This window comes from Streptomyces sp. NPDC058877, assembly GCF_042742855.1.
Lineage (GTDB): Bacteria > Actinomycetota > Actinomycetes > Streptomycetales > Streptomycetaceae > Streptomyces.
In genome coordinates this window covers 1-14744 of sequence record NZ_JBHYMF010000171.1, presented here as the reverse complement: position 1 = coordinate 14744, position 14744 = coordinate 1, and the positions used below count along the sequence as shown (strand labels likewise).

The following is a 14744-nucleotide window of genomic DNA, read 5'->3' as shown; positions in this document are numbered from 1 at the left end:
CGGCAGTGTACGTGGGAAACGATCTCCGTCGGTTTGGGAAGCGATCTTCATTCGGTCTTGTGCGGACCTGGTCAGAGGCACCCGTGAACACCCCACAGACGACAGTTCGCGAGTAGCCCTCGTGGGCGTCAGGAGATCCCGTCCGGTCGCAAGACCGGGCGGGATCTCTGCGTTGGAGCGAAAAGCGGGACGGCGAGCGCGAGGAGCCACCGGCAGGGCAGCACGAGACGGTGGTGTCCCGGCCGCAAGGAGACCGGCCTGCTGCCGGGGTGCGAGCCTTGACCGCCGCCGAGGCCTTTTGAATCATGAGCACGGGTGCGGGGAACATCACGGGGCGGGGGCTCAGCATGGATGATGCGCGGAAGAACGATGCGACGGACGATGCGGATCTGGTTTTCGTGGATCCGCTGTTGCCCGAGGCGGTGCGGAACAAACTGGTCTCCGACCGTCGACTGCTCCTCACGGAGGCCCAGAAGAGCGATCTCGCGCGCGAGGAGGGGAAGAAGAGGGGCAACACCCGGTGGGCGCCGGTCCTGTGGAGCCTGTGCACCCTCACTGTGCTCGCGTCCGTCACCTGGGCCGGGGCGAGCGGGGGGAAGTGGGCGATCGCCGGATTCGTCCTGACCTTCGGGTTGGTCTTCGTCACGCTCAGGGCCGAGCAGTGGGAGACCGCAGCAGCATGGGCGTGTGTCCTCGGCACGGGCGTACTGATAGCCCTCCCGTTCTTCCCGGCGCGGGCCATGGGGGCTGTCGCCGCCGCCTACGTGGCCTGGCTCGGGGCGCTGCTCGCCTTCTATCGAGGCCGGGCCGGCAGCAGCCTGAAACGGCACTACCGCGACCAGTACGTTCGGTCCGACGACCTCGATGGGGAAGGACGGAACATCGCCGTGTCGACGATGCGGGTACTGCGTTCCGTGGCGGTGGCCGCCGAGTCGCTCGGTGCCGACGCGGACGTCTCCACGGCCCGGCAGCTCGTCGCCGAGCATCAATGGCACATCGTGCGGACCCTCTTGATGCGCCAGCGGTTGCGCGATGGCCTGGAGAGCCGTGCCGCCTCAGCCGGGTCCCCGAGCGCTTTGGCCGCTCTTGAGCCCCAGCGGGAAGCCCTTGCCGCGGTCTTCGACGTGGTGCGACGCCAGGCCGATGCCCTCGTCGAGTACCAGGCCAGGCTGGACCGGGTGGTCGCCGTGGAGCGCGAACGGAGGGAGGTCCAGGAGATCACCTCGCACAACGAAGACTTCGTCGACCTGATCGCGCAGGCGACAGGCTCCATGTCGGTGGACGCCGTGCATGCCGTGTCCGGTGGCCTGACCGAGGCGGAGGAGACCCGGACCCGTCTGGTGCAGGAGGTGCTCGATGCCGGTGAATGGCTGTCGGAGGCCGCTGCGGCGGCCCGTAGGGAAGCCGCCGAGCAGTTGGCCGCACTGGTCGACGTGAGCCCCCGTTGACCGAGTGCTCCCGGCTCTTGTCTCGCCGTACTCGTCGAGGGGAGCCAGGCCCGTCGGGCGGAGTGGGAAGCGATTTCCGCCGGTTCGGGGAGCGATCATCGTGTGCCAACGGGGTGCTTGCTCGGGCGAGTTCGTGAACATCCCACGGACGACAGTTCGCGAGTAGCCCTCGTGGACGTCAGGAGATCCCGTCCGGTCGCAAGACCGGGCGGGATCTTCGTCGTTCCGGGGCTGGTGCGACGCCTGCTCGGGGGTGGTGGACGGCGGCGCGCGACCGCCCCGGTCCGACACGGAGTCAGCCGTGGAGCCGTCCCCCGGCGTCACGGCGCGGCAGCTCCGGACGCCCCGTCGATCGGGAGGGCGGGGGGTGCGGCGGGCAGTGACAGGAAGGGGCGGTTGAGGTGCGAGGGGGCGAGGACGGTGCCGGTGCGCGCGGCTTCGGCCAGGACCGCGGTACGGGTACGACGGGCGAGGGCGGGGTCGGCCTCGTAGGAGTAGCCGACCGAGGGATCGGCGAGTTGGACGGCGTGCACCAGGAGGTCCCCGGTGACCAGCAATCGACGGCCCGCCCCCTCGACGAGCAGGGACTGGTGGCCCGGGGTGTGCCCCGGGGTAGCCAGCAGGGTCAGCCCGCCGCCCGGGGGGCCGGGCAGCCGGCACCGGCCGTCGGCCTCGCGGAGCAGGCCCGCGCGCCGCAGCGGGGCCACGACGTGGCGGAAGGCCGTCCGCTCCTCGGTGAGCCCGGCGGTCTCCGCCCGCTGGACCACGTAGTGGGCGTTCGGGAAGACGGGAGTCCCGTCGGACGTGACCGACCAGCCGTAGTGATCCTCGTGGAGGTGGCTGAGCACGACGGTGTCCACCTCCCCGGGGCGGACGCCCGCGGTCGCGAGTGCGCGCGGGAGGCGCCCCGGGACCGGTGCCCAGCCGGAGGCAGGACTGTCGACCGGTCCGATGCCGGTGTCGAAGAGGGTGAGCCGCCCTCCGGGGCCCCGAACGAGGTAGCAGCGGAAGTCGAGCTCCCAGGCGCCTTTGGGGCCGAACGCCGCCGGGTCGAGCAGCCGTGCGCGGTCCCAGGCGTCCGGGTCGGCGTCGGGAAAGGCGGCCCGGGCGCCGATCGGAAAGGTTCCGTGGGCGTCCAGGAGTGCCCGTACCCGGTAACGGCCCAGGCGCCGTTCGGCCGCCCAACTGCCGGTGACGGTCGGGGTCGCGGCATGCGCCGTACTCGCCGGAGCGGGCCATGCGGCGAAGCCGCCAGCGGTGATGGCGGCAGCCACGGCCGAGCGCAGGACGCTGCGCCGGGACGTGTGGGAGGGGTGGTGACCAGGCGTCATCGACGCCTCCTTCCGGGACCGGGGGCGAGGTGGTCGCGGGCCGACGCCCCGCCCCCGTACGGAGCGCCGACCCGTGTTCCATGCTCGGGGCGATGACCGGTCCGGGGCTTGTAGCGTCTTGCGCGATCCACCGCGCCACGGGCAAGCGGGCCGCCCGGTTCTGCCGCGACGTCTCCGGAGGTCCGAAGGCGGTCCGGAGGCGGTCCGGAGGCGGTCCTCCACGGAGGCACGGTCCTATGCTGAGCGGATGTCGGTCGAACGGCACAGCCTGTTGCGGGAGGACGACGTCTACGCTGCCGAGGTGTCCTGCCGGCATCCGCCGCACGGGTGGACCGCGCTCCGCCCCGCGACCGTGTTCGGGCTCGTGATGGTGCGCAGGGGAGTCGTCCTGGCCCGGGCCGATGGCGTCGAGCAGCTTGTCGACCCGGCCAGTGTCTATGTCGAACGACCGGGCAGCGAACAGCAGTTCGCGCACCCGAACGGTGGCGACGAGTACGTCGAGATCGTGCTGTCCGTGCCACAGTTGGCCGAGTTGCTCGGCGGTGATCCGGCGGTGCCCCAAGGACTCGTCCTCACCACTCCGCGGCTGGCCCTGGGGCTGCGGGTGCTGGCGGCCGGGGCCCGGAACCGGGCCGATGTGTTCGAGCTGACCGAGCTGTCCCTCCGGCTCGCCGCCGAGGTCCTGTCCGCGCTCGCCCCGGAACGCGTCTGGGCCGGCCTTCCCCCGCGTGCCACCGGCCGGCGCCGTCTGGTCGACTCCGCCCGCACCGTGCTCGCCGCCGACCTCCGGATCTCCCTGTCCGACCTCGCGCGGGAGGTCGGTTGCTCACCGCACCACCTCAGTCGTGCCTTCCGGGAGACCACCGGTCGAACCCTCACCGAGCACCGCAGTCGGCTGAGGACCGCTCAGGCCCTCGACCGCATCGCCCAGGGCGACACCCGGCTCGTCGCGCTCGCGGCCGACCTCGGCTTCACCGATCAGGCGCATATGACGCACGCGCTGCGCCGGGCCACCGGACACACTCCGGGCGCCCTGCGCGCCCTGCTCGGCCCTCCCTGACGGTGCCCGGCGGTACTCCCGGTCGATCGTCGAGCGCCGAGCGCGGGAGGCGTCCACGGGGGCGGGGCGACCTCCTGCCATGTCGTCGGGGCCCCGCCGCGAGTGGAGTTGTCGGACCCCTCCCCTAGGGTCGTCGCATGCTGACGGAGACGAACAACTTGCCCCGGCTCGTGGACGATCCGAGCGGACGGACGCTCGGGCTCGACCTCCCCCCGGGGAGACTGTTGAACGAGACGTACCAGGGGCCCTGGATACATCCGGTGATGTGGCTGGCCGATGCGCGCGTCGTGCCCGGGCAGTGGTCGGCGGAGGCGGCCGCGCGCCGGGCGGCGGAGCTCGCGCCGGTGCTGGTGGACGTCGGCGGCCCGTTGGGCGACCCGGAGGGGTGGGACCTGTTGTGCGGAAACCTGTCCTATCCGGAGGACCTGGGCGCCGACGAGATGTTGTCCTACCACTGGAACGAGCTCCGGGAGAAGCGGGCCGGGGGAGTGGTGGCCCCCTTCGACGCGCCGTGGCCGGGACTCGCCGGGGCGGTGTCGTCCGGGGTCGACCCCGATGCACAGGCCGCCCAACTGGCCGATGCCCTCTCCGGTGACGACTCCTGGTTGGAGGAACCCCGTCTCGCCCTGGTGTCCGCCGAATGCAACGCCGACATACCCGCGGCCATCGGCTGGGCCGGCGCGCTGCAGCACGAGGACGACGCCGGTGTCCTCAGCGCCGTCCTGCGCAGTTGGGACGAGCGCTTCGGCACCCGGGTCGTGGCGCTCACCGCGAACCGGCTCGTCCTCTCGGTCGCCGCACCGCCCACCACGCTGGACGAGGCGGTGGCCGTGGCGGCCGAGCACGCCGCCTTCTGCCCGGACGACCTCGACCGCAGTCCGCACCGCACGTTGGAGGAGTACGCCGCCCGCGAACTCCTCGGGCGGCGCACCTGGGTCCACCACTGGGACGACTGACCGCCGGAGTGGTTCCCGGCCGGGGTGGTTCCCGGCCGGGGTGTACGGGGGCGCTCAGGCCCAGGGGGCCATCGGGTACCAGATCAGGTCGCGCCGGGCGAGGATCCGTACGTCCCAGTAGAGGACCAGGAACACGCCGGCCGCGATGAAGGCTGCTGCCATCAGGGCCGAGGCGCGGCTCGGGCGGGCGGTCATCCAGCGGTGCAGCCGGTCCCCGAGGAGGCCGGTGACGAGCAGGAACAACAGGGACATCACCAGGATGTTGCCGATGCTCTGCAGGGAGAACCCGAGTGCCGCGTACAGTGCGTTGCCGCTCTCGGCGGTGTCCCGGAACAACAGGCGGAACAGCGCGAACGGGCGTCCGATGAGGAAGGCCCCGATGAGGCTGCCCATGAAGTAGAGCGGGGCGTTCGGGAACCGGTGCGTCAGCTTCGCCAGCGGGTCGCGCAGCAGTCCCAGCGCGGCCAGCCCGAGGTAGGCCATGATCAGGCCGATCAGTCCGTAGACCACCATCGCCTGGATCAGCCGCCCGGAGAAGCCTCCGCCGCCGCCCTGGCTCTGCTCGAACTGCGGCATGGCGGTGCCGAACAGGGCGACCACCACGCCGTAGGAGGCCGACACCACGACCGCGCCGAGCGCGATCCGGCTCAGCGGGCGGAGGGCGGCGGCCATGCGGCCCCGGCGGGTGGTGGATCCGGCGCCGCTCAGGGGTGCCAGCGCGCTGAAGACGGCGACGTTGCAGGCGGTGAACGTGCCCGCGACGCCGGTGGCCAGGGCGAAGGTGATGCCGGCCAGGACGCCCGTGATCGGGGTCTCCTTGGCGGCGTGGCCGAGGAGGGAGTCCGCGACGGTGTCGCCGATGGTCCGGTCGACGAAGCTCGCCGACCACACCACCGTGAGGGCGAACCCGAACAGGGCGCTGACCACGATGACCAGCGCGCGTCGGCGCGGCACGTGGCCGTTGAAGAAGAAGGAGGGGGCGGGGACGGTCGGTTCCGTCGCCGGTTCCGGCCGGGAGCGGTCGCCGGGCGACCGCCGTACCGTCTGAGCCATGTCGTGCCGCCTTTCCCGAAGGGGGACGTCAAGGAGGTGGGTCACGCCAGGTTCTGTGCTCCGTGAAGGCCCCGAGGGGCGCGATCACGGCCTTCCGGCACGTGGGGAGCGCGGCCGGTGCCCCACGGGGGATCGCCATGTGGGGCACCGGTGTCTCCTGATGCGACGGGGCGGAGGGCGGGACGGGCTCATCGTCCTCAGCCCGGGGGTGGTGGAACAACCTCCAGATTGCTGTGGTGGCGGTCGTCCACGGGGCGTGTTCCCGGCCGGCACCGGCGACCTGACCGGCCCGCTGCCGGCCCGGACGTCTGCCGGCCCGGACGTCTGCCGGCCCGGACGTCTGCGGGCCCCTCGGGCGTACGGGTCAGGCGCCCGCGGCCACCGCCGTCAGCCAGGCGTTCCAGTCGCTCTCGTAGTCCAGCGAGGTGAGGAAGGAGCGTGCGGCGGCCCAGTCCCCGGTGCGGTAGTGGCCGAGTACGGTGGCCACGTCGGCGGGGTGCTCCTCGACCATGTAACGGGCGGCGAGGTAGCCCCAGTTGTAGGTGCGGTTGACGTCGCTGTTGGCGTAGGTGGTGTCGAACAGGGTGCGCAGGGAGTAGGTGTGCTTGCCCGCCTCGGCCACCGCGTTGGCGTAGGTGACGCCGCGGTACGAGTAGGAGACGTACTCCGCGATGCCCTCGCCCCACCACACGGTCGGCGTGGTCTGGCTGGCGTTGAAGTCGCCGTACAGGTCGAAGCGGCCGTCGAGGTAGTGCGTGTACTCGTGGTTGAGGTTCCAGATCTGCCAACCGGGGCTCACGTCGGTGCGTTCGTAGCATATGAACCGCGGCTGGTTGCCGGCCTTGGAGGGGTCTCCCTCCAGGTACATGCCGCCGTTGTTGGTGTCGATGCCGTAGATCTTCCGCGCGTAGTTCTTGTAGTCGGCGCTCGAGTTGAAGACGTCGACCTCCAGGGTGGTGTTGTAGTCGTCCGCGACCGGACCCGAGTCCTTCACCACGCCGTGGAAGTAGGCGTCCTGGTTGGCCAGGCTCGCACAGGTCGCTTCGAGTTGGGCGGTGGTCATCTCCTGTGCCCGGATCCGCAGCGACGGGCTGCAGTCGTGGACGATCGACAGGATCCGTGATTCCAGACCGCCGCCGCCGGGGCCGCCGGGAGTGCCCTTGGCCTTGCCGTGGGCCGGGCGTTGGGCCGGGTCGGTGAAGACGTGGTCCGCGACGGATTCGACCGGGGCGGCGTGGGCGGGGGCGGCTGCGGCGGCAGCGATGAACAGGGCGGTGGCGAGGGCCAAGACGCGCAAGGTTCGCTCCTGGGGGAAGGGAGGGAGGGGACCCGTCCGTGACGGGCTGCGCAGTAAAATGGCACATGTCACATAGCTTTTCAATATTGTTCACCGAGCCTCGTCGAGCCCGTCTTCGCCCCGCGGTAGCACCCCACGGCCGCCGACCCCCGGTCGGCCTGCGCGCCGGGCGCCCTTCGCGAGGGGCGCGGCGATGCGCTCCGTTCTCAGCGGGCCGGGAGCGGCGGGGCCGGCAGGTCGGCCCTCCAACACGCCGTCAGCAGGTCGCCCGGCGGCACCCCGAGAGGAAAACGCGGTCATCAACGCACCTTCGTCACCCGCACCGGGGGCGTCCGGGGAGCGCGAACCGGATCGCTACCTCCTGCGCTGCACAACGACGGTGCGGCGGACATGGACACCGGGCTCCGGCGGCTCGTACGTGCCCCCGGGCCCGCTCCGCCCGGGGGCACGTCGAAAGGACTCCGCGGAGGACCGGAGCGGCCCGTCCGGATGCGTGACGCCGGGTCAGCCGGTTCGTCGTGGAGCAGTACCGGCACGAGTGCCGTGACGTCGGCGCGGGAGCCGTCCGCCCGGGGCGCGCCGTGGACCGGAGGGGACCTTCACGGCGTGCTCCGGACCAAGAGGGCTGCGGCGAGCTCGCCGAGCGCACCGAGCACGATCCCGATGCCCAGCACGAAGAAGAACAGGCCCGCGACCAGCTCGCGCAGCCCCCATCCGTGGATGACCCGGCTCGGCCTCTTCGGGTCGTACCGGACCACGACCGTGTCGGCGCGGTGGCTGCTCGCCCGGAGGAGGGACGAGTCCTCGACGTGGACGACGCCCCCGGCGGTCGTGAACCGGTACCGGGGGGTCACGCTGCGGGGGTTGACCCACTCCCGCACCACGGTGGCCGGTGTGCGGACACCGCGCCGGAACAGGACGATCGGCACGGACGCGAGGCGCCAGCCCACGGCGGTGAAGAGGCCGCCGACGAGGAGGGCCAGGTGGAGGAGACCGATGCGGCTCGCCGTCGGCCTCGGATCGGCCAACAGGAAGCCCAGCAGCAGGAGGACCGCGTACCCGACCAGGCCCGTGGCCAGGGCGACCCCCGGCCGGGGCCGGCCGATGCGCGGGGGGCGGACGGGGACGAGGGGCACGAAGACCTGAGGGGCGGGCGTGGCGGGCGCGGTCGTGCTCGGGCGCGGCGGCACCACCGTGGCCAGGGCGTCGTGGAAGGAGCGCGCGGCGGCGTCGTCCTGGCTGGCCACCGCGTACGAGACGGTGTCCACGAAGCCGTGCGTCCGTTCCTCGGCGTCCAAGCGGACGGCCGTCCGGTCGGAGGTGGACAGCAGCGAGACGCGGATGACGTCCGCCAGCGGCAGGGTCACCGTTTCGCCGGGGCGGATCACGGTGACGAGTTCGCCGTCGAACCGGAGCTCGCCGTCGATTCCGCGCAGCACCTTCTCCATCGACCGCACCCCCCTTTCCCGGCAGGCTACACACGCCGGGGCGTGCCGGAGGGGCGGCCAGCCGTCCCGCCGGCCCACGACCGCGTCGGGCCTCAAGCCGCGTCGGGCCTCAGGCCGTGTCGGGCCTCAGGCCAGCGACTTGGCGAAGCAGCGGCTCTGGGGGTGGTTGCGGTAGTGGCCGAACCGGGCGCAGGGGGCGTAGCCGCTGGAGGCGTAGAGGGCGATGGCCTCCGGCTGGGCGGTGCCCGTCTCCAGGACCATGCGGGTGCGGCCGGCGGCACGGGCATCGGCTTCGAGGGCGGCGAGGATGCGGCGGGCGAGGCCCAGGCCGCGGGCCTCGGGGACCACGTACATCCGCTTCAGTTCGGCGTCGCCGTCCGCGTAGCCCTGCTCGTTCTCCTCCTGGCTGCGCCAGCCGCCCGTGGCGACCGGGCGGCCCTCGGGGTCGTACGCGAGGAGGTAGAGGCCGTGGGGCGGGACGAACATGTCGGCGTCCAGCGGTGTGGCGTCGCCCTCGTCGCCGTAGCGGACGGCGTACTCCGCCTGGACGGCGTCGTTGAGCTTGACGGCGTCGGGGTGGTCGTAGGGCGTGGGCTGGATGTTCATGCGAATCAATGTATATGTGTGCGGTATGGGCCTGTCGGTATTCTCCCGGGATGCTCACTGTCACGACTGCGAATGTCAATGGCCTCCGTGCCGCCGCCAAGAAGGGCTTCGTCGAGTGGCTGGCCGGCACCTCCGCCGATGCCGTCTGCCTCCAGGAGGTCCGCGCCGAGGAGGCGCAGCTGCCGCCCGAGGTGCGCGCGCCCGAGGGCTGGTCCACCGTCCACGCGCCCGCCGCCGCCAAGGGGCGCGCCGGCGTCTCCCTCTACACGCGGCGCGAGCCCGATGCCGTGCGGGTCGGCTTCGGGTCCACCGAGTTCGACGTCAGCGGCCGGTACGTCGAGGTGGACCTGCCCGGGGTGACCGTCGCCAGCCTCTACCTGCCGTCCGGCGAGGTCGGCACCGAGCGGCAGGACGAGAAGCACCGGTTCATGGACGAGTTCCTGCCGTACCTCAAGGAGCTCAGGGCCCGCGCCGCCGCCGGGGGGCGCGAGGTCGTCGTCTGCGGCGACTGGAACATCGCCCACCAGGAGGCCGACCTCAAGAACTGGAAGGCCAACCGGAAGAACGCCGGCTTCCTCCCCGAGGAGCGGGAGTGGCTCTCCCGGGTCCTCGACGAGGGCGATGGGGGGTACGTCGACGTCCTGCGCGCCCTCCACCCCGAGCAGGAGGGGCCCTACTCCTGGTGGTCCTACCGGGGGCGGGCCTTCGATAACGACAGTGGTTGGCGGATCGACTACCAGATGGCCACGCCCGGGCTGGCCGCGAAGGCCGTCAAGGCGCACGTGGAGCGGGCCGCCACGCACGGGGAGCGGTGGAGCGACCACGCTCCCGTGACGGCGGTGTACGACCTCTAGTGGGGGCGGGGGGCGGACGGCCTCCCGTCGTCATCGGGCGCCGCGCACCCCGGGGGCGTCCGTCGGGGCGGGCCGCCCCGCCCCTGCCCCGCCTCCCCGGGGCCGTCAGGGGGCTTCGCGCAGGCGCCTGTCCAGGGCCAGTGACAGTTCCGCCTCCACCACGCTCTTGGCGAGCGGACGCAGGCGCCACGGGTCGTTCTCGGCGGCGTGGGTGCGGAGGAGCTCGGTGAAGAGTTCGGCGAGGGCCTCGGCGTGTTCGCGGACCCGGGCGCCCGCCTTGAGGACCTCGGCGAGCGGGACGCCCTCCCGGACGAGGGCGGCGGAGACGTCGAGGAGGCGTCGGCTGATGTGGACGATCTCCTCGCCGTCGGTGACCAGGTAGCCGAGGTCGAGCGCGGTGGCGAGGTTCTCGGCGGTGACCTCTCCGGCGAAGTGGTCGGCGAGTTCCCCCGGGGTCAGGCGGACCGGCTCTTCCTCGGAGGGGGCGGGCAGGGCGAGGACCTCGCGGACGTTGCGCCCGCTCTCGAAGGCGGCGGTGAGGTCGGCGATGCCGTTGAGGGTGTGGCCGCGTTCCAGCAGGGCGGCGATGGTGCGGAGCCGGGCGAGGTGGCTGTCGTCGTACCAGGCGATCCGCCCTTCGCGGCGGGGCGGCGGGATCAGGCCGCGTTCGCGGTAGAAGCGCAGGGTGCGCACGGTGATGCCGGCGGCGGTGGCCAGTTCTTCCATGCGGTACTCGCGCGCGGAGCCGACCGTCGGGGCGTCACCCGCGCCCCCGTCCGCCGTGTCGTGCGGGCCGTCCTGTGCGCCCGTCTCGGGACGTGATCCTTCTGCCACGGTCGCCAGCCTATGTTGTACCGCCGGTAACTTTCCCTCGCCGGACCCCTACCGCTCGGTATGGAGCTGCTCTACAGTCCCGACTGTGCCAGTGATTGCTGGCGTAATTGGTTGGTGTGCGGGAGGCGGCATGGCGAAGCACGAGCACGTACGGGTGGCGGTGATCGGATCGGGATTCGGTGGCCTCGGCGCCGCCGTCCGGCTCCGCCGCGAAGGGATCACTGACTTCGTGGTCCTGGAACGGGCCGACTCCGTGGGCGGCACCTGGCGCGACAACAGCTACCCCGGCTGCGCCTGCGACGTCCCCTCCCACCTGTACTCCTTCTCCTTCGCGCCCAACCCCGACTGGCCCCGGACCTTCTCCGGCCAGCGGCACATCCGCGCCTATCTGGAACACGTCACCGACACCTTCGGGATCCGCCCCCACCTGCGCCTGAACCACGAGGTGCTGCGCATGGAGTGGGACGCCGAGGCGCTGCACTGGGAGATCGAGACGAGCGCCGGATCCTTCAGCGCCGAGGTCGTCGTCTCCGCGACCGGCCCGCTCTCCGACCCCAGGATCCCCGACGTCCCGGGCCTCGCCGACTTCCCCGGCAAGGTCTTCCACTCGGCCCGCTGGGACCACGACTACGACCTCACCGGCAAGCGCGTCGCCATGATCGGCACCGGCGCCTCCGCCATCCAGATCGTGCCCGCGATCCAGCCGAAGGTCGGCCGACTGACCCTCTTCCAGCGCACGCCCCCGTGGGTGATGCGCCGCATGGACCGGGCCATCACCGGACCCGAGCGCTGGCTCCACCGCGCCCTGCCCGTCACCGGAACCCTCCGCCGCGGCCTGCTCTGGGGCATCCGCGAACTCCAGGTCGGCGCCTTCACCAAGCACCCGGGCGAACTGGGCCCGGTCGAGCGGCTCGCCAAGGCCAACATCGCCAAGTCCGTCAAGGACCCGGTGCTGAGGGAGAAGCTGACCCCTTCGTACCGCATCGGCTGCAAGCGCATTCTGCTGTCCAACACCTACTACCCGGCGGTCGCCCAACCCAACGTCGACGTCGTCGCCGCCGGGCTCCGCGAGGTCCGCGGCTCGACCCTCGTCGGCGCGGACGGGACCGAGACCGAGGTCGACGCGATCGTCTTCGGCACCGGCTTCCACGTCACCGACATGCCGATCGCCTCCCGCGTCATCGGTGCCGACGGCCGCTCGCTCGCCGAGGTCTGGAAGGACGGCATGGCCGCACTGCGCGGCGCCACCGCGGCCGGCTTCCCCAACTTCATGACGATCATCGGCCCCAACACGGGCCTCGGGAACTCCTCGATGATCCTCATGATCGAGTCCCAGCTCAGTTACATGGCCGACTACCTGCGCCAACTCACCATGCTCGGGGGGCGCGCCGCCCTCGCCGTCCGGCCCTCCGCCGTCGGCGCCTGGAACCGCAAGGTGCAGAACCGGATGGAGCGGACCGTCTGGAAGTCCGGCGGCTGCGAGAGCTGGTACCTCGACGCCAACGGCCGCAACACCACGCTCTGGCCGGGGACGACCGGGGAGTTCCGGCGCGAGACCCGACGGGTCGACCTCTCCGAGTACGAGGTGATCCGCGCTCCCCGCCCCGCCCCGGCCCTCGCCCCCCGGAACGGCACCGGGGAGAAGGCCCGGAAGGCGCCCCAGGACGCCGTCGGCACCCCGAAGGCCCCGCAGAAGAACCCCCGGAAGACCTCGCACAAGACCCCGCAGAAGACGGAGGCGGCCCAGTGAACCGGCACCTGACCCCGCTCCCCGGGTCCCGCTCCCTGACGGCCGTCTCCGCCGACGGCTCACCGATCCACGTCGAGGTGTACGGCCCCGAGGGCGCGCCCGCCGTGGTCCTCGCCCACGGCTGGACCTGCTCGATCGCCTTCTGGGCCGCACAGATACGCGCCCTCGCCGCCGATCACCGGGTCATCGCCTACGACCAGCGCGGTCACGGGCGGTCCCCCGAACCCGGCTCCGGCGGGTACTCGACCACGGCGCTCGCCGACGACCTGGAAGCGGTGCTCGCGGCGACCCTGGGCCCCGGGGAGCGGGCCGTCCTGGCCGGTCACTCGATGGGCGGCATGACGATCATGGCGGCTGCCGAGCGGCCCGCCCTGAGGCAGCACGCCGCCGCGGTCCTGCTCTGCTCCACCGGACCCTCGCGGCTGACCGCCGAGGCCACCGTCGTCCCGCTGCGGCCGGGAGGCCTGCGGACCCGGCTGACCGGCGCCGTCCTCGGGGCGAAGGCTCCGCTCGGCCCGGTCAACGCCGTCTCGAAGAAGGTCCTCAAGTACGCGACGATGGGACCTGGTTCGGCGCCGGAGAAGGTCGAGGCCTGCGCCCGGATCGTGCACGCCTGCCCGCGCCGGGCCCGGTACGGCTGGTCGCAGGTCCTGGCCGGACTCGACCTGGAACGGGGGCTGCGGGCGCTGCGGCTCCCGGTGGCCGTGCTCGTCGGCAGCGCCGACCGGCTCACCCCGCCCGCCCACTCCCGGGCGATGGCGGACGCCCTGCCCCACTGCACGGGGCTCGTCCAGCTGGCCGGCATGGGCCACATGACCCCGGTGGAGGCCCCGGAGGCCGTCACCGCGCAGATCCGCGAACTGACCCTCACGTACCTGGGCGTGAAGGAGAACGAGGAGGCAGAGGCATGAGCAGGACGAGCCTGGAAGGGCAGGTCGCGGTCGTCACCGGAGGAGCGCGCGGCGTCGGGGAGCTCCTCGCCCGCAAGCTCTCCGCGCGCGGTGCGAAGATCGCGCTGGTCGGCCTGGAACCGGAGCTGCTCAAGGAGGTCGCCGGGCAGCTGCACACGGAGGCCGACTGGTGGCACGCCGACGTCACCGACCACGAGGCGATGGCCCGGGTCGCGGCCGAGGTGAAGGAGCGGTTCGGGAAGGTCGACGTCGTCGTCGCCAATGCGGGGGTCGCGGCGGGCGGGCCCTTCGTCGAATCCGATCCGGTCGCCTGGCGGCGGGTCATCGAGGTCAATCTGATCGGCGGCGCGGTGACGGGTCGGGCGTTTCTGCCCGTCCTCATGGAGTCCCGGGGCTACTTCCTCCAGATCGCCTCGCTCGCGGCCGTCACCCCGGCCCCGATGATGACGGCCTACTGCGCCTCCAAGTCGGGCGTCGAGGCCTTCGCCCACAGCCTGCGCGCCGAGGTGGCGTACAAGGGCGTGAAGGTCGGCGTCGGTTACCTCTCCTGGACCGACACGGACATGGTGCGGGGCGCCGACCAGGACGACGTGATGAAGGAGCTGCGGCAGCGGCTGCCGTGGCCCTCGAACCGCACGTACCCGCTGGGTCCGGCCGTCGACCGGATCGTGGCGGGCATCGAGCGGCGCTCGGCGCACGTGTACGCCCAGTGGTGGCTGCGCGGGATGCAGTCGGTCCGCGGCTACCTGCCCGGCCTGATCGCCACCGTCGGCCGTCGGGAGGTGGAGCGCTTCGAGCCGCGTCTGGGGTCGGTCTCCAAGGGCCTGGTGGGTGCGGGCGGGGCGGCGGACGAGCAGGCGCGGAAGGGGCACGTCTGACGGCGGGACCCGCATCGACCGGAACTGATCGAAATGCGTGGAATGTTCGCTCGTGCAAGGCTGGTCGAGGCCGGCGGGGCACATCGCCCCGGCCCCCCTCGACACCCTTCTAGGAGGGAACCTTCATGGGCATGGCAGACCAGTTCAAGGACAAGGCGGAGCAGCTCAAGCAGCAGGCCAAGCAGGCCGCGGGCAGGGCGAAGGACGAGGCTTCCGAGCGCGCCTCCCAGGGACGCGGGCGCTCCGAGGAGAGCCGTCGGGCCGAGCAGGAGGCCCAGGACCGCCTGAACCAGGACTACGACGCCTGACGTCGGCCCG

General features: G+C 72.3%; 14 protein-coding genes. 8 read left to right on the top strand and 6 right to left on the bottom strand.

Annotated elements, in window-relative coordinates; translation table 11 throughout:
- Positions 1-347 precede the first annotated feature (347 nt).
- Entirely contained in the window at positions 348-1448 is a 1101-nt protein-coding gene (locus ACFW2Y_RS28685) for a hypothetical protein (protein ID WP_384885006.1), read from the top strand.
- Between the two features lie 320 nt (positions 1449-1768).
- Here ACFW2Y_RS28685 and ACFW2Y_RS28680 read toward each other — a convergent pair whose 3' ends face one another.
- Positions 1769-2779, bottom strand: coding sequence for an MBL fold metallo-hydrolase (locus ACFW2Y_RS28680; RefSeq protein ID WP_384885004.1), 1011 nt, complete (start codon positions 2777-2779; stop codon positions 1769-1771).
- 247 nt (positions 2780-3026) lie between these two features.
- On the opposite strand from ACFW2Y_RS28680, the gene ACFW2Y_RS28675 reads away from it, so the two are divergent.
- Entirely contained in the window at positions 3027-3839 is an 813-nt protein-coding gene (locus ACFW2Y_RS28675) for a helix-turn-helix domain-containing protein (protein WP_384885002.1), read from the top strand.
- 137 nt (positions 3840-3976) lie between these two features.
- Entirely contained in the window at positions 3977-4795 is an 819-nt protein-coding gene (locus ACFW2Y_RS28670; RefSeq protein WP_384885000.1) for a DUF4253 domain-containing protein, read from the top strand.
- A 54-nt stretch (positions 4796-4849) separates the two neighbouring features.
- Here the strand turns inward: ACFW2Y_RS28670 and ACFW2Y_RS28665 are convergent, their stop codons facing one another.
- The 4 genes from ACFW2Y_RS28665 to ACFW2Y_RS28650 form a co-directional block, all read right to left on the bottom strand.
- Positions 4850-5848 (bottom strand): hypothetical protein, encoded by a 999-nt coding sequence (locus tag ACFW2Y_RS28665; protein ID WP_384884998.1) that lies wholly within the window; start codon positions 5846-5848, stop codon positions 4850-4852.
- Positions 5849-6212: 364 nt separating this feature from the next.
- Complete coding sequence (locus ACFW2Y_RS28660) at positions 6213-7145, bottom strand: collagenase (protein WP_384884996.1); 933 nt, start codon at positions 7143-7145, stop codon at positions 6213-6215.
- Between the two features lie 599 nt (positions 7146-7744).
- A complete protein-coding gene (locus ACFW2Y_RS28655; RefSeq protein ID WP_384884994.1) occupies positions 7745-8593 on the bottom strand; it encodes a DUF3592 domain-containing protein in 849 nt (282 codons plus the stop codon).
- Positions 8594-8719: 126 nt separating this feature from the next.
- On the bottom strand, positions 8720-9199 hold the full coding sequence (locus ACFW2Y_RS28650; protein ID WP_384884992.1) for a GNAT family N-acetyltransferase: 480 nt from the start codon (positions 9197-9199) through the stop codon (positions 8720-8722).
- Positions 9200-9249: 50 nt separating this feature from the next.
- On the opposite strand from ACFW2Y_RS28650, the gene ACFW2Y_RS28645 reads away from it, so the two are divergent.
- Positions 9250-10053, top strand: a complete 804-nt coding sequence (locus ACFW2Y_RS28645; RefSeq protein WP_384884990.1) for an exodeoxyribonuclease III — start codon at positions 9250-9252, stop codon at positions 10051-10053.
- Between the two features lie 105 nt (positions 10054-10158).
- Here the strand turns inward: ACFW2Y_RS28645 and ACFW2Y_RS28640 are convergent, their stop codons facing one another.
- Positions 10159-10779, bottom strand: a complete 621-nt coding sequence (locus tag ACFW2Y_RS28640) for a MerR family transcriptional regulator (protein ID WP_384885008.1) — start codon at positions 10777-10779, stop codon at positions 10159-10161.
- A gap of 238 nt (positions 10780-11017) precedes the next feature.
- On the opposite strand from ACFW2Y_RS28640, the gene ACFW2Y_RS28635 reads away from it, so the two are divergent.
- The 4 genes from ACFW2Y_RS28635 to ACFW2Y_RS28620 all read left to right on the top strand — a co-directional run bounded on the left by ACFW2Y_RS28635 (position 11018) and on the right by ACFW2Y_RS28620 (position 14734).
- Positions 11018-12637: a flavin-containing monooxygenase gene (locus ACFW2Y_RS28635; RefSeq protein ID WP_384884988.1), complete on the top strand. Its 1620-nt coding sequence runs from the start codon at positions 11018-11020 to the stop codon at positions 12635-12637.
- Positions 12634-13548: an alpha/beta fold hydrolase gene (locus ACFW2Y_RS28630; protein ID WP_384884986.1), complete on the top strand. Its 915-nt coding sequence runs from the start codon at positions 12634-12636 to the stop codon at positions 13546-13548. Before ACFW2Y_RS28635 ends, ACFW2Y_RS28630 begins: the two co-directional genes overlap by 4 nt.
- Positions 13545-14426 (top strand): SDR family oxidoreductase, encoded by an 882-nt coding sequence (locus tag ACFW2Y_RS28625; RefSeq protein ID WP_384884985.1) that lies wholly within the window; start codon positions 13545-13547, stop codon positions 14424-14426. Before ACFW2Y_RS28630 ends, ACFW2Y_RS28625 begins: the two co-directional genes overlap by 4 nt.
- 125 nt (positions 14427-14551) lie before the next feature.
- Positions 14552-14734 carry a hypothetical protein gene (locus ACFW2Y_RS28620; protein ID WP_384884983.1) on the top strand — a complete coding sequence of 61 codons (183 nt, stop codon included), beginning with the start codon at positions 14552-14554 and terminating at the stop codon, positions 14732-14734.
- Positions 14735-14744 lie beyond the last annotated feature (10 nt).

Excerpts from the sequence above, each read along its gene's own strand:
- ACFW2Y_RS28685 (WP_384885006.1), top strand. The coding sequence starts at position 348 with ATGGATGATGCGCGGAAGAACGATGCGACGGACGATGCGGATCTGGTT.
- ACFW2Y_RS28680 (WP_384885004.1), bottom strand. The coding sequence starts at position 2,779 with ATGACGCCTGGTCACCACCCCTCCCACACGTCCCGGCGCAGCGTCCTG.
- ACFW2Y_RS28675 (WP_384885002.1), top strand. The coding sequence starts at position 3,027 with ATGTCGGTCGAACGGCACAGCCTGTTGCGGGAGGACGACGTCTACGCT.
- ACFW2Y_RS28670 (WP_384885000.1), top strand. The coding sequence starts at position 3,977 with ATGCTGACGGAGACGAACAACTTGCCCCGGCTCGTGGACGATCCGAGC.
- ACFW2Y_RS28665 (WP_384884998.1), bottom strand. The coding sequence starts at position 5,848 with ATGGCTCAGACGGTACGGCGGTCGCCCGGCGACCGCTCCCGGCCGGAA.
- ACFW2Y_RS28655 (WP_384884994.1), bottom strand. The coding sequence starts at position 8,593 with ATGGAGAAGGTGCTGCGCGGAATCGACGGCGAGCTCCGGTTCGACGGC.
- ACFW2Y_RS28650 (WP_384884992.1), bottom strand. The coding sequence starts at position 9,199 with ATGAACATCCAGCCCACGCCCTACGACCACCCCGACGCCGTCAAGCTC.
- ACFW2Y_RS28645 (WP_384884990.1), top strand. The coding sequence starts at position 9,250 with ATGCTCACTGTCACGACTGCGAATGTCAATGGCCTCCGTGCCGCCGCC.
- ACFW2Y_RS28640 (WP_384885008.1), bottom strand. The coding sequence starts at position 10,779 with ATGGAAGAACTGGCCACCGCCGCCGGCATCACCGTGCGCACCCTGCGC.
- ACFW2Y_RS28635 (WP_384884988.1), top strand. The coding sequence starts at position 11,018 with ATGGCGAAGCACGAGCACGTACGGGTGGCGGTGATCGGATCGGGATTC.
- ACFW2Y_RS28625 (WP_384884985.1), top strand. The coding sequence starts at position 13,545 with ATGAGCAGGACGAGCCTGGAAGGGCAGGTCGCGGTCGTCACCGGAGGA.
- ACFW2Y_RS28620 (WP_384884983.1), top strand. The coding sequence starts at position 14,552 with ATGGGCATGGCAGACCAGTTCAAGGACAAGGCGGAGCAGCTCAAGCAG.